The sequence below is a fragment of the Prevotella jejuni genome (genome assembly GCF_900187995.1).
Taxonomy (GTDB): Bacteria; Bacteroidota; Bacteroidia; order Bacteroidales; family Bacteroidaceae; genus Prevotella; species Prevotella jejuni.
In genome coordinates this window covers 42,185-57,144 of the sequence record NZ_FZNZ01000017.1, presented here as the reverse complement: position 1 = coordinate 57,144, position 14,960 = coordinate 42,185, and the positions used below count along the sequence as shown (strand labels likewise).

The window sequence follows — 14,960 nt, the reverse complement described above, 5'->3', positions numbered from 1 at the left end:
AAGTTGAGTTGCTGTTATTTTAACATTTACAATTAACTGTCTGAATATAAATCATTTACTCATTCGTAAAGTATGACAGATATGACAGCAAAATTATTTTGTCTTTTCTTCTGCCTATAAGGAATTAATGATACAGCCGAGGTAAACAAACATACTATCAACCCTCAAGCACCACACCTCTCTCTCCGAATAGCATTCTTACAATCAGAACATTCTTTCTATCTACATTGTCAACTCCTTGCTCTATCACATTATTGAAATAAAAAAGAAAGTAGGGTTGCAAAAAATGAAAGAAGTGCGTAAATGAAAAGAAGAAGATCATGTTATACCATATATTTAACCTCTTTATATCATGTAAAGAGAGTAATGAGTTATGAAACTTTCTCATGTTATAGCAAGTATTTATTCTCTTTATATCCTATCAACACCTATATGAAACTATATTTTTATCAAAAAGCTTTGTTCTTCCATATCTTTTTTATACTTTTGGCAGCTGAAAAAGCTAAATAAAGATGAGACAAATCATTAATCACTTCACTGATGATGACCTGTACAAGTTAACAATGTGTTGTGCAGTCATTGACAATTACCCACGTGCACACGTATGTTATCAGTTCGTAGATCGTGATGATACGGTATATCCCAAAGGCTTCGCACAGGAAGTGGAGCACCAGATAGAATTACTGGAAACTGTCATTATAACCGATGAAGAGATAAACTTCCTAAGAAAGAAGTGTAATTATCTTCCCGAATGGTTTCTAACCTATCTACGTGGCTTCCGCTTTTCACGTGATTGGGTCAAGGTTTGGCAAAATGAAGAAGGTCATCTTCATATTGAAATAGAAGGTTTATGGGCCGACACTATTTTGTTAGAGGTGAAGATACTTGCTATCATCTCTGAGTTATTCTACATGTTTAACAAGCAGGCACAGGAGTTTGATTATCAAGAACTTTATGACAACACTTACCATAAGACCGAGCGTTTACTTAAAGCAGGCTGTGTCTTTTCAGACTTTGGTACTCGCCGCCGTGCCAGTTTGGTAGCAGAAGAAACTGCAGTGAGAGCTATGAAGGATTGTTATGATAGTAAAGAGTGGAAGGGACGATTTGTCGGTACAAGTAATATTCACCTTGCAATGAAATACGATCTGACACCAGTTGGAACAATGGCACACGAGTTTATCTGTGCTATCGGTGGTATGTTTGGTCCTCAAATGGCCAATTACATGGCAATGGAGGCCTGGCGTCGGACTTATCGTGGAGCGTTAGGAACCTATTTGTATGACTCCTTTGGCTGGGACATCTTCTCTTACAATTTCTCAGAAGACTTTGCTAATCAATTCAAGGGACTACGCATAGACTCTGGTGACAACTTCGAACAATTAGAGAAAATCATAGCGAAATATAAGTCTTTTGGCATCGATGCACGTGACAAACAGGTGTTATTCTCAAACGCATTGGATACAGACAAAGCAATTGAGATACAACATTACGCAGAGAATCGGGTGAAACCATCGTTTGGTATTGGTACTCATTTCACTAACGATTTCCCACATGTAAAACCAATGAACATCGTTATCAAACTTGTTGCAGTTAAGATAACTGAGCGGTGGCCATTCTATAATGACACTTGTAAAATATCTGAAGATAAAGGAAAGCATACTGGCAAACCAGAGGTTATACAGCGCTTTATGGAGGCCATTCATTATAAAGAATAAGGTGGTTTAAGCTTTACTAAAATAGTTGACAATAACTTTGTCAACTATTTTAGTATAGAATTGTACTATAGAACATACCCAAGTAAGTTAGTTATCAGCTTCTCACGGCATAACACTCACAGACAGTGATAGACCTTTCTCCTAATATTCTCCTTTGGTATTATGTTTCATCACGCATCATTTTATAGGCAGAAATCTATGGTGCTAACGTTATGCAACATGCATATTGATAGCATAGCACCTTACAAGCTCTCGACGTAAACATATCAATTGAACGTTAGAAGAGAACAAAGTAATCCTAATCTATCAGCATTAATATGATGAGAAGATTCATTGTCTTAAATGTAAGACACGCTTCCTATCCCTTTAATCCAACATGATTCATTGGGTTTAGTTGAATTAGCGTACAAATACAAACTCCCCCTACTGCCCATACAAGCAATAGGGGGAGCTATTTTTTAATACTTATAGGAGGTGTAAGCCACAAAGACGTTTAACTCTCAAAGAAGTATTATGCCCCTACGGCTTATTTAGCAGACTCCTCAATACGTTTCAATCCCTTTTGATAATAGACATAATAGAGTAATCCGGCTGTTGTTAAACCAAATGGAAAAGCATACCAGATACCAATGAGCTGATAGTTCATAACCACTCCAAAGAGATAACCCAATGGCAATGAAACGATAAAGAAGGCAACGAAGGCTATCCATATCAATGGTTTCACAACGGCAATACCACGCATGGCATTAGCATAGTTACACTGCATTCCGTCTCCAAACTGATAGATCATAAATGGTATAATAGTCATAGAAACCATCGATACTACCTCAGAACTGTCAGTAAATAGTCCTCCGATACTATGACGGAAGATAAAGACTGGAATTGAAGTCAGCATGGCCAAGAAGAAGACAAGGTGTATGCCAGCTGTTGCCGTACGTTTCACAGCCGTATAATCTCGCTGTCCCATGAAGTTACTGATACGTACTGCTACAGCTGCAGCAAGACCATAATAAATCATATAACCCAATTGCGAGATTGTAAGCATAACCTGATGTGCTGCTAAGGCAGTTGTTCCAAACCAACCAACCATCAGACTTGACAAGCTGAAAGCGGCTGTCTCCATACCCATTTGTAGTGCAAGTGGTAAACCAAGTACGGTAACTTGCTTGAAATCAGTGCGATTGATACTCCCTTGACGCCATCCTTTTCTATATTCCTTATATCGCTTGCTAAAGAAGAAGATGCTAACCATGACAATAGCCATTACGATACGAGAAATCATAGTAGAAAGTCCTGCTCCAATCAAGCCCATCTCTTCCATCCCCAGATAGCCATAGATAAGAACCCAATTACCAAACACATTCATGATATTCCCTCCAATTAAAATCCACATAGCTACTCGCGTATCGGTAATACCATCTGTGAATTGTCGGAAGGTATTAAACCAACAGACAAAAGGAAGGGACACAAGCTGAATGACAAAGTAAGAGCGCATAAGGGGCAACAGCTCCTCTGGCTGTCCTAAATTACCAAGATTAATATACAATACCCACATAATAGCCGATAAAAACACAGCCATACAAGTGTTTGCGGCTACTGCACTTTTCATGAGTTCCCCAATACGATGCGTCTTCTCTTGACCATATAACGTACCGACGAGAGCAGTAATAGCGTATGTGAAACCCACAGCAAAGATAATGACCAGCGTAAACATATTATTGACAAATGCCGCTGCAGCCAGTTCTTTTGTGCTATGATGTCCAATCATTAGCGTATCAGCAAAATTAAGAATAAGGTTTCCTAATTGACCAATGATGATTGGAACACCTAAATAAGTAAGGTTTCGATAGTGTGTTTCGTACTTTGAAAATTGATATGACATACTATTTATTGCTATTATATTATCCTAAGTGCGCTGCAAAGGTACGAAAAATAACTGTATTTTCATGCGTTTTTCTTAAATTACTTACTCTTCTAATGATAATAACACGATATTGTTAATAGAATAGAACGTTATTTCCTGTATAAGTAAAACGTGTCTGTCCGATCCATGATAACCTCTATGTTAATGAGTGAACCACCCTGAATGTTAACTAATACGTAGATCATTCTAATTTATTATCATGAAGAGAAATGATTATTTACGTGAGAAGAAATATTTATCTTCATGAAAATAATTCGTAATAAACTGTTTTTAAGGATTATGTAAACTTTAGAGAGGAAGAAAAAATACAAACAAAAAGAGGGAACCAAACGGCTCCCTCCTAACAATAAAGTATGTGTATCAATGATTTACAAGTCGAACTTGTAGCCTAAAGTAATCTGGAATACGCTGTTCTTAGCCTTGCCGTTCTCAAATGCCTTAGTTAAACCCCAGTTGTAACGAGCATCAAGCTGGAAATTGTTGTACTCATAAGAGAGGCCTACAGGGATAGAGAAATCAACTGATTTAGCCTTAACATCATGTGTACCACCAATAGAAGCAACGGGAATATTTAACTTTGAATTTTCAGAACCACTTACCATGAAACCTGGCTGAACACCTAATTTCACAGCTAAACCTTTTGTTACGTAAACGTTAGCCATAATTGGAACGTTAATGTAATCAAGCTTATTAGTTGATTTAGATTTCAGTTTCCCTAATTCTTTCTCGTACTTAGAACCCTGCATAGAGTAGAGTACGCCTGCACTTACAGAGATGATATCACTTGCCTGATACTCACCTTCAACACCAGCTACAACTCCTACGCGAGGATCTGTATCCTTTAATTCTGTGAGATTAGCAATACTAACACCAACTTTTGGCTGGAGGTTGAAAGAACCAACTGCATGCTGTGCGAATGTAGATACTGATGAAAGCATCAGTGCAGCTACAACTAAAATCTTTTTCATAACTCTTTGTTTTTTTGTTAAGTATATTCTTTTCTATAGTTATCCTTTATTTCACCTCTCTCCGTAGGCTTTTTAATTCCTTAAAAGAGAAATTCTATATTGTATACTCTTGTTTATTACGGGCGCAAAGTTAAAAGAAACTGATGTAAACACAAAGGTTTTCGCGTTAAATAGTACTTATATCTTTCAACGAGTAATAAATTACATAGAAAAAGGTGGATTGAGAAGAAATCTCTCTGCAATCCACCTTATTATAAAGCTTATACTGTCCTTTATAATCTCTCAGGATTATCAAAGACTTAATACTTCTTCACCTCGCAGCTTAATGCCTTATCCTCAGAGAGTTCTTTCACACTGCTAAGGGTTGAGACAGCGATATTGTAGAGTGCTTCCTTGGTAAAGAAAGCCTGATGAGAAGTTAGTACTACATTTGGAACCATGAGCAAACGAGCCAAGACATCATCATCAATCATCTTGTCGCTCTTGTCCTCATAGAAGTATTCCTTCTCTTCTTCGTATACGTCAAGACCTGCTGAACCCACTTGCTTAGTACGCAATCCTTCGATAAGGTCCTCTGTATGAATAAGCTGACCACGACCAGTATTGATAATCATCACGCCCTTCTTCATCTTAGAAATGCTCTCCTTATTAATAAGGAACTTAGTGTCAGGTGTCAAAGGACAATGGAGAGAGATAATATCACTGTTGGCATAAAGTTCATCAAGCTGTACAATCTTAACGTCATATTGCTTAGCAAACTCCTGATCAGGGTAAAGGTCGTATGCCATAACATTCATTCCAAAGCCGTGCAAAATCTTGATAAGTTCCTTTGCAATACGGCCCATACCAACAACACCAGCTGTCTTACCATACATATCGAAGCCTAACAGACCGTGTAAGGTGAAGTTTCCTTCACGTGTACGGTTCACAGCACGATAAATCTTACGGTTAAGACTCAACATCAAGGCTACGGCATACTCCGCAACAGCATGTGGAGAGTAAGCAGGAACGTGTGTTACTTTAATACGACCCTCGGCAGCCTTGAGGTCAACATTATTGAAACCAGCACAGCGAAGAGCAACAAGTTTGACTCCATTGTTCACCAACTCGTCAATAACTTGTGCGTCACACTCTGCATTAACAAAGATACATACAACGTCAGCACCCTTTGCCAAAGGTACTGTACTTATACTAAGACGCTCTTGATAATAGCGAATATCGAAATTATAATCCTTGTTTACCTCGTTGAAAGACTCAATGTCATACGACTTTGCGTCGAAAAATGCTATCCTCATTGCTATTTACCTAATTTGAATTAATTATTATATGTACTATAAACAATCCCTTTCTTTTTGAATGTCAAGGGATTTCTTTATTCGTTTACTACCTCAGGTAACCTCTTATATCTAAGTTATTCAACTTAAATACTTAGTCCAGTGCAAAGGTACACATAATTTGTAATACTTGCAAATATTTACCTTTTATAGATTAAGGAGAAGGGTCAACATTATTATAGACGAGGAGTTGATGAGATTCTAACGGTTGGCTTTTCTATTATGACTTAATAGCTATGGTGGCAGTAGGCATCTTCTATAAAACAATACTTTCATATTAATCCATTAATTTATCATCTTTTCTTAACTAATTAATTGTAAAATGTTTATATGAACAGTAGGGTAAGAATACAAGCATAGGACGGAAGGAATAATTGTTGCTTGTTTAGTAGCTCCATTCTTATCATTCTAAGCCTTATTACCCCTAAAGAGTAAAAAATCAGCTGATAAAGTTGTTTTTTATAATTGGAAATCTTTATCTTTGCCTTGTGAACTGCTTATCATCAAACTAATCATCTTTCTATATGGTTAAGAAGTAATACGATAGGATTAAACCGCATAGAAATAAAACCAAACATAAACTGAATAAAAGAAATGAAGACCCTTAAATATTATCTCAAAGGAATACTCTGCATAGTCTTTTCACTACAAGCAACTATATTGAATGCGCAATTAACGGCAAAAATTATGCATATTCAAGACGGGATTGTACAAAGTTTTTATGCGTTACCTGACCACCACTCACAACAAAAGAACACTTATTGTCATTTAGGACGTACGATAACAGTGAACGGCAAGACATACCCTTTCTATGTAAAAGTAGAGGAAAATGCCAGCATTCGGAGGTTTATAAATCCCAAGGACACGGCAGACTATAAACAATACATTAATGAAGATTTTGCTTTAGATGCTCAGAAAGGTGTTTATAAGTATGATTTAGGACTGTCACCATTTGAATATACTTACGATGGGAACATCGTTTCATCATCAGGTTGTTGGTATTATTCGAAGAAAAATTATAAACAGCTCATCGCTTGTTATTACTTCTCTGGGGATGTGATTTTATATCATGTGGATGTTAAAAAACGGGATGTAGAGTCGCACTTTTGGGTTAACAGAATGCTTCAACAGAAGACTTTTATAGTTATCAAAGAAGCAACAATGTTGAAGTATATTCCTTTGAAAATTACAGAATCAATGGGTTTGAGGTACATACCTATCTTTTCTATTTTTCGCTTCTTAGATGAGTGAAAAAAAGAAAACAGGGAATACCAACTTTTAAACAATGTGTTTAATTATTAGTTCAGTGTCCTTAAAGCAGCTTACGCTAAAGTTTAAGACAGTCATCTACTTGTGAGTCAGCTATACACTCCCATGCGTTTCCAAACAAGTAAAGCTATACTAAAATCTTATATTAGAAGTATAAAAATAGAAAAAACATATATAAGCCATTCTACAAGCGTCAGACTAACCTCAAGACTTGTTTTTTTATTGATTTTCAACAGCATTATTACAGAAAATTATGTAAATTTGCATTCATATTAAAGATATTCAACACACATAGAAACTGTGAATAATTCATCCACCATAAAGGGTTATGGCTATGCCAGCCTGTCTGCAATAACATTCGGTACAATACCGCTTTTCTCCATTCCGGTAATGGAGTCAGGTATGTTACTGCCGTCCGTATTGATCTATCGATTTGCTTTCGGTTGTCTATTCATGATGGCTATCCTCTTATGGCGTAGGCAGAATCTACACATACGATGGGGAGATGGGCTCCGTATTACGTTCCTTTCTATCCTTTATGCAGTGTCAGCAGTATGCCTTTTCAGCAGTTACGAATATATGCCAGGTGGTGTAGCAACAACGTTGTTATTCTCTTATCCTGTGTGGACAGAGATACTCCTCATCCTTTTCTTTAATGAGAAGCTCACAATCCGCATATCTTTAGCTATTTTACTTGCCATTGCTGGTGTAGCTTTTCTTGGTGGGATAGGGCATACAGATGGTATTAAATCGATGTGGGGCGTCACTCTTGCAATGTCGTCAGGACTGTTATATGCCATCTATATGGTACTTTTCCCTAACATGCGTATCAGTAAACTACCAGCCTTGAAGGTTAATTTCTATATCTTCTTTATGGCAATGTTGCTACTAATTCTTTATGCAACATTTACGACAGGAGGCGTACAGCGAATCACTACTGCCGACTCTTTCCTGTCATTGATGCTATTGGGTTTAATCCCGACCACCATCAGTAATGTTACCTTAGTACGCTCTCTAACCTTGATTGACTCAGCCAGTGTGGCCATCTTAGGTGCTTTTGAACCATTGACAGCAATGACAATCGGTATTGCACTCATGGGCGAACCACTTACGACATCAGTCGTTATTGGTAGTGTACTCATCATAACCTCCGTAATACTCCTTATCACAAAGGGCAAAACCTTACCTAATCCTCTTCGAAAATTTGCCAATCATGAAGAATAAAAACATCCTTTGGCATCTCCTTGCCATTGCCATCGTTGCCGTATGGGGCACGACCTTTGTTAACACAAAAGTACTTTATAACAGTGGGTTAACACCGTTGGAAATCTTCTTCCTACGCTTTGTCATTGCCTATATCTGTATATGGTTTATCTCGCCGCGCCAGCTCTTCTCTCGCACATGGCGTGATGAGTTAATCATGGTCTTATTAGGTATAACGGGCGGTTCAGTATTCTTTCTTGCAGAAAACTATGCCGTGGGACTAACTTATGTCAATAACGTTAGTTTCATCGTATGTACTGCTCCATTACTTACCGTACTACTCGGTATAACCTTTGTAAAGAGCATCAAAGCGAGTTGGTCGCTGATTCTTGGTTCGTTGATAGCGTTATTAGGAGTAGCAACTGTCATCTTCAATGGTAGTTTCGTACTTCACCTAAATCCATGGGGCGACCTCCTCACCTTATTAGCATCGCTATGTTGGGCAGTTTACTCCTTGTTGATGAAAAAGATTTCACATAGTTATTCTGCAGTATTCATCACCCGTAAGATATTCTTCTATGGGCTTGTGACAGTACTGCCAGCCTTTCTCTTTGATCCATGGACGGCTACTACCTCTATGCTTCTTACGCCGAAAGTAATCCTAAACCTATTGTTCCTCGGTCTTGTAGCCTCTTTCCTCTGCTTTGTACTGTGGACATTAGTCATTGCGAAGATTGGTGCTATGACCTCATCAAACTATCTTTATCTTAACCCTATCACCACAGTAGCGGCCAGCGCTATCTTCCTTAATGAGCCAATGACGGCCATAGCGTATGTGGGAAGCGCATTAATTCTAATAGGTGTAGCTGTCTCGAATAAATAGGATAGGGGATTTCAGCTCATTAAGAAGACACTATATCTCGTCAACTCAACCACAGATTAGAAATATCATGCACTGACATAAGAACAAAGTCTTTGAATAATTACTTAATCATAATATGAAGAAAATAGCATTAATCACTGGTGCAACCAGTGGAATTGGCAAAGCTTGTGCACGTAAGTTTGCACAGGGTGGATACGATGTCATCATTACTGGGCGCAGAGCCCAGCTCCTTGCAGACCTAAAGAAAGAGCTTGAAGCAATCGGAGTAAGGGTGCTCGCACTTGCCTTCGACGTATGTAATCGTAAAGCGGCTACTGCAGCTATTAAGAGTTTACCATTAGAATGGCAGCAGATTGATGTCTTGATTAATAATGCGGGGTTAGCACTTGGCTTAGAACCAGAGTATGAAGGGAGCTTTGAAGACTGGGACATGATGATTGATACGAATATTAAAGGACTCCTAACCATGACCCGTCTTGTCGTACCAAGGATGGTAGCTCGTGACAGTGGACACATTATTAACATCGGTTCTGTTGCTGGTGATGCTGCTTATGCTGGTGGTAATGTCTATTGTGGTACGAAAGCTGCGGTAAAAGCAATTACCGACGGACTTCGTATCGACCTTGCACACACCGCTGTACGAGTAACGAATGTGAAACCAGGATTGGTTGAGACTAACTTCTCTAACGTGCGTTTCCATGGTGATGACGCCCGAGCAGACAAGGTGTACGAAGGAGTTAAACCTCTTACAGGGGCTGACATTGCTGACGTAGTATTCTATGCTGCTTCCGCACCTGCTCATGTTCAGATAGCTGAAGTGCTTGTCCTTGCAACCCATCAGGCAAGTGGAAGTGTGCTACATAGAGAGACTAAGAAGTAACCACGTTCATCTTTAGCTCCTTGTTAGCTTACTTATAGTATCTACACAGAGATGTTGTATCTGCTCGAAGATGAGATAAAAAGATACAATCATTATGAGGATGCAAGTTTATACGCCTATTGCAAATGTATAAAAGTAGACGTATAAACCTGTATTCTCATTGTTTTAATCATGTACAGAAGAAACTTAAACTCTTATCTAAAACATTCCTAATAACTCTCTATAGCATCAACAAGTGTATAAAAGTTTGTTGCTTAAAGTGAGAGATGTTATCTTCTACTAAATCTGACACCATCTCAATAGAGACATACCAAGAATGTTTCCACTTATGAGATCCATTAGCAACACTGCAAAATATCTTTACATCATATCAAGCTAAACATCCTTATCTCAGAGATATACTATCCCTTAATCCTTAGCTCATAACTTTCATTAAATCAAAAGGTTACAAATAGTAACAAAGAAGACGCCTTTCTTGCTTCAAGAAGGGCGTCTTCTATAGGCAAGAAGGGCATGTTCTCAAATGCAATTAGGCCTCTTCTTGCTTCTATAATGGCCTCTCTTCAAATAGAGAGGAGAATGGTTGTTGAAAAATCTTAACGTTTCGTATCGTCATGTTTAGCATTCCATCTGCTTTTATGAATGACTTTATAAGGGCAACCTCACTGATCACGTCCTCTATCGGAAGGACCTTAACGACTCGTCTACAAAGTGTATTACATCCGAAAGTCTTTACTCCAACATGATTATTTACCCGTAGGTCTCTTCTCACGTGCAGTCTTTATTCTGTCTTGAATCATCTGATAGTGTGAGATAGCATGCTTACGTGCATTGATAATCTGGAACCTGTAGACAAAGCAAGTGGTTACAAAGTAAACAGCTGCTTGTATCCATAACGCACGAACTTCTGGTAATACGTCATCAATCGTTGCCCCCATTGATGCAATACGCAGATATCCTCGCACACCAAAGGTAGAGGGAATCAGCCAACTAACACCTTGCCAGGCGCCAGGAATACTACTTTGTGGCCATGATGCACCCGTAAGAAAGAGAAAGGGAATTGATGTAAAGACCACCAAAAGCATTACATTCTCTCGATAACGTACAAGACAAGAGATGGTCATACCGAAGAAGATTACTGCTAACAGGTATGGCAAAAGAAGCCAAAACAAGTCAGCAGGACGCGCAAGCATTGTAAAGTTGAAGAAATGGGGTACTGCCATTGTTACGTATGCAGCCATAACACAATAGATCATGAAATAGCAAGAGGACTTACCCAGTACTATCTTCATAATCCCGTTATAGTGTTTACCAATAGGGACAAGGTCTTGAAACCGATTGTTTTCACGTGCTGTACCAGCAGAAAGACCAATACCAAGAAGCAAGGTCTGCTGTAGAATGAGGATTAACACACCTGGGAGGATTGCATTACCATATCCCCCTGTTGTATTGAAAATGGGTTCTGCGTCTACAACCATAGGTTCTGTACTTACCTCTTCATCTCTTTCTGTAAAAGACATGGACTGCCCCTTCTTCATGTCAGTACCCATCTCCATTGATACTGCCAGTGCTGTCTGATAGATAGCTTTATAGGTAAGCATTAAACTCATATCACAGTAGACTCCTACGTGAGCCTTTTCGCCACGATGTAAAGTGAGATCAAAATCACTTGGGAAATAAAGTATGCCATGTACAACCTGCTTTCCTACTAATGCTTCGGCCTCTTGTAGGTTATTACAATAGTAGGCAGCACGCACATCAGGAGACGCATCAAAGTCTTGAATAAACTCACGAGAAGATGCAGAATGAGACAAGTCAACAATAGCAACAGGTACTTCACGCACCACTTCATTGTTATATATCCATGAGTAAAGCAGAGGGTAGGCCAAAGGAACAAGTAGGAAGAAGATTAAAACTCCTTCGTCTTTAATCGTACTCTTCATCTCCAACCACCATATATAACAAAGAGAAGAGAGGAAGCCCAGCGGTCCTGAGTTTGCTTTCCGTTTATTATTTGGCTTTGTAGTATTCTTTGTTTCTGACATAATTGACAATTTATTGAGTCTGCATCTACGAAAGGTTATTTACGTAGTGATGAATAATTAATAGTGAAATGAACCATAATCACACTTTGTCTGTTGCCATATTTGGCATATAAATTTGCCTCTGATGACTATTGATTAGTAAGACAAATACCGTCTTATGGTATATACACATACTCTATCATCGCTCGTTTAATATTCCTAACGACCAGAATAGGAAGGGATGCAAAGGCTACCAAGGCCACAACATTCACCCACGCATTAATTAAAGGATAACCATTGAAGATACAAATCTGATATATCATGTAGTAATGTCGCAGTGGGATAATCTGTGCTAAGGCCTCAATCATACCGTCCATAGCGAACAGTGGGAAGGTAGCACCACAGGCAGAGAAGCCAACAACAGCCCAAAGAGAGCAGATACTCATTGACATTCGAAGGGAAGGCATTAAGCCGAAGACAAACACACCAAACCCTTGAGAGGATAAGACAGTAAGGATGGCAAGGAAAACAATCATGCTCAGTCCGCCTGGATGAGGGAAATTCAGATATCCATAGACATACCATTCATAACCTAAGAAGATGGTTAAGAAGATAAGTGTCTGTGGTAATAGCTTACCAGCAAGTGCAATAAGAATATTGTTACCAGACATAGACATCCATTCTTTCGCCCGTCCAAACTTTAGTTCAGTACCAATAGAATAGACCGTGATGAGCAACATAAACAGGACTAATATACCTGGTATCATAATACAACTCAAGTAAACATTATAATTCATCCATGGATTACCAATCATGTGTACGTCGAGTCCTATCGGTTGTATGATTGTTTTAATCTCGTTAGGAGTCTTTCCAAGCATCTGTAACTTCGCAGCGCCGACAGCAGCTGAGGTCAGAGTAGTAACTGTTTTTAGGTCTTTAAACAACATACCACCCGCTACGAGTGTCACATTACTATAATAGAAAGATACTTCAGGTTGGCGTTGAGAAACAAGCTTAGCCGTTGTTCCTTCTGGAATATAGAGGAAACCATATATCTCATTACGCTGTATAGCCTTACGCGCTTCGGTTGCATTGTTATAATGTCCTGCTACCTGAGTTCCTTGAAGACCATCCAACTGACGAATCATTGCACGTGTCACTGAAGTGTTGTCTTGGTCGACTACACCACACGGAAGCTTCTCTGGTTGTCCTGTACTCATCAAAGAAGTAAAGAAGAAGATGACGACAAGGGGGAAGACCACCATACAGCAGATGTAGATGGGGTTGTGTATCATCAAATCAACTTCACGGGCCCAGAGATTGATAAGTCTTCTTATATATATACGTAGTTTCTTCATTATAATTAGTAAACTCTTGTAACTCCTTTTATAAAGGTATGTTAGAAGCGATGAATGGCTTTAATAGCCTTTGATAGATGGTCTTTACAATAATAAACCGTTATAGTCACTTGGCGAAGTAAGTGTATTGATTATGTGTGTCAAGCCTCAACGCCATTGCTATTTGTCAACAACTCAATGCGTGATGATTGTCAAAAATAGCATAGAAGAGGGTGGGAGAGGGGTGTCATTGCCATTATCTGATGACTAACCTATAAAGAAGAAAATCTAAGGAAAGCACGAAACCTTCATTAAGCTTATCTCCTTAGGTAGCTTACCTCCCCCGAGAGCGTAGAGAGCGAGCCTACTTCTTTAATATCAAAGACATACCAGGTTTTAACCCTTCAACCTTCTTTGTTGGTTTAGCCTTTACTTGGAATGTCTTTAAATCATATTGGCCATTAGTCTTCGTTGCCTTCCATACGGCGTAAGACCCTTTATCTTTTAAGGAGGTTACACGCAGTTCTATATTCTTATCAAGCGCAGGAACGTAGGCTTTCAGAACTGTCCCAACCTTCATATCCTTAAGTTGATCCTCACGTACATTGAATGTTCCCCATATATCATCGACCATTGATATACTCATGATAGGACTACCTAAGCCGACAAGTTCGCCTACCTTTGGATAGATTGTCTCAACTTCTCCATCAGCAGTAGCACGCTGTACAGTCTCCTTCAACACTGATCGAACAACATCAACAGCAGAGCGGGCAGCCTGTGCCTGCTTTCTTGCAGCCTCTTTCGTCTCACGTTGAGCACCGTTCTTAGCAAGTTCCCACTGTGATTTAGCAACCTCTACACCAGCCTTTGTCGCTTCGTATGCTGCCATAGCCTCGTCTCGTTTCTGCGCACTCATTACTCCTTCATCATATAGACGTTGCATACGACCGTAAGTCTTTTCGGCTATACCGTTTGCTGCTATAGCTTGCTGATAAACCTGATAGGCACTTTCAACGGTCTCACGACGTGTAGGACCTTCTGCCAAAGCACTCAATGCATCTGTTGCACCAGCCGCTGCTTCAGCCACTTTCTCTTGTGTACTTGCCTCTGGAATAGCCAATGTCGCAAGGACATCGCCTTTATGAACGACGTCACCTTCCTTTACTTTGATGTCTGTGATACGTCCTGGGAACTTACAAGCAACACGGTATTCGCTTACTTCTACCTCTCCTTGGATGGTATCCTCTGTACGATCAATGGTGAAATAACCAATGACAGCCACGATGACTACCACAGATACAAAGCCCAGAACGGCTAAAAGTATGTTCTTATGTTGTGATTTTGCTGACATATTATTGTGGTTTGATTTTATATATTATGTATTTATTCTACTTAATTGAACTTCTTATATATGTGTTTA

General features: G+C 39.1%; 11 protein-coding genes. 5 read left to right on the top strand and 6 right to left on the bottom strand.

Annotated features, from left to right (window positions below; genetic code table 11):
- The first annotated feature begins 512 nt into the window (after positions 1-512).
- Positions 513-1,718, top strand: a complete 1,206-nt coding sequence (pncB, locus tag CHB62_RS07910) for a nicotinate phosphoribosyltransferase (protein ID WP_089366411.1) — start codon at positions 513-515, stop codon at positions 1,716-1,718.
- Between the two features lie 526 nt (positions 1,719-2,244).
- Here the strand turns inward: pncB and CHB62_RS07905 are convergent.
- The 3 genes from CHB62_RS07905 to CHB62_RS07895 all read right to left on the bottom strand — a co-directional run bounded on the left by CHB62_RS07905 (position 2,245) and on the right by CHB62_RS07895 (position 5,905).
- Positions 2,245-3,600, bottom strand: coding sequence for an MATE family efflux transporter (locus CHB62_RS07905; RefSeq protein WP_089366410.1), 1,356 nt, complete (start codon positions 3,598-3,600; stop codon positions 2,245-2,247).
- Positions 3,601-4,010: 410 nt separating this feature from the next.
- Positions 4,011-4,610, bottom strand: a complete 600-nt coding sequence (locus CHB62_RS07900) for a porin family protein (protein WP_089366409.1) — start codon at positions 4,608-4,610, stop codon at positions 4,011-4,013.
- Positions 4,611-4,909: 299 nt separating this feature from the next.
- Positions 4,910-5,905 carry a 2-hydroxyacid dehydrogenase gene (locus tag CHB62_RS07895; protein ID WP_167386053.1) on the bottom strand — a complete coding sequence of 332 codons (996 nt, stop codon included), beginning with the start codon at positions 5,903-5,905 and terminating at the stop codon, positions 4,910-4,912.
- A 633-nt stretch (positions 5,906-6,538) separates the two neighbouring features.
- Here CHB62_RS07895 and CHB62_RS07890 point away from each other — a divergent pair.
- The 4 genes from CHB62_RS07890 (at position 6,539) to CHB62_RS07875 (ending at position 10,179) form a co-directional block, all read left to right on the top strand.
- Complete coding sequence (locus tag CHB62_RS07890) at positions 6,539-7,195, top strand: hypothetical protein (protein WP_089366407.1); 657 nt, start codon at positions 6,539-6,541, stop codon at positions 7,193-7,195.
- Between the two features lie 318 nt (positions 7,196-7,513).
- Entirely contained in the window at positions 7,514-8,437 is a 924-nt protein-coding gene (locus CHB62_RS07885; protein WP_089366406.1) for a DMT family transporter, read from the top strand.
- Positions 8,427-9,299, top strand: coding sequence for a DMT family transporter (locus tag CHB62_RS07880; RefSeq protein ID WP_371556940.1), 873 nt, complete (start codon positions 8,427-8,429; stop codon positions 9,297-9,299). Before CHB62_RS07885 ends, CHB62_RS07880 begins: the two co-directional genes overlap by 11 nt.
- A 115-nt stretch (positions 9,300-9,414) precedes the next feature.
- On the top strand, positions 9,415-10,179 hold the full coding sequence (locus CHB62_RS07875; protein WP_009011137.1) for an SDR family oxidoreductase: 765 nt from the start codon (positions 9,415-9,417) through the stop codon (positions 10,177-10,179).
- Between the two features lie 746 nt (positions 10,180-10,925).
- Here CHB62_RS07875 and CHB62_RS07870 read toward each other — a convergent pair.
- The 3 genes from CHB62_RS07870 to CHB62_RS07860 all read right to left on the bottom strand — a co-directional run bounded on the left by CHB62_RS07870 (position 10,926) and on the right by CHB62_RS07860 (position 14,891).
- Positions 10,926-12,224 carry an ABC transporter permease gene (locus CHB62_RS07870; RefSeq protein WP_089366404.1) on the bottom strand — a complete coding sequence of 433 codons (1,299 nt, stop codon included), beginning with the start codon at positions 12,222-12,224 and terminating at the stop codon, positions 10,926-10,928.
- Between the two features lie 155 nt (positions 12,225-12,379).
- Entirely contained in the window at positions 12,380-13,561 is a 1,182-nt protein-coding gene (locus CHB62_RS07865; RefSeq protein ID WP_089366403.1) for an ABC transporter permease, read from the bottom strand.
- 343 nt (positions 13,562-13,904) lie between these two features.
- Positions 13,905-14,891, bottom strand: a complete 987-nt coding sequence (locus CHB62_RS07860; protein WP_089366402.1) for an HlyD family secretion protein — start codon at positions 14,889-14,891, stop codon at positions 13,905-13,907.
- Between the last annotated feature and the right edge of the window lie 69 nt (positions 14,892-14,960).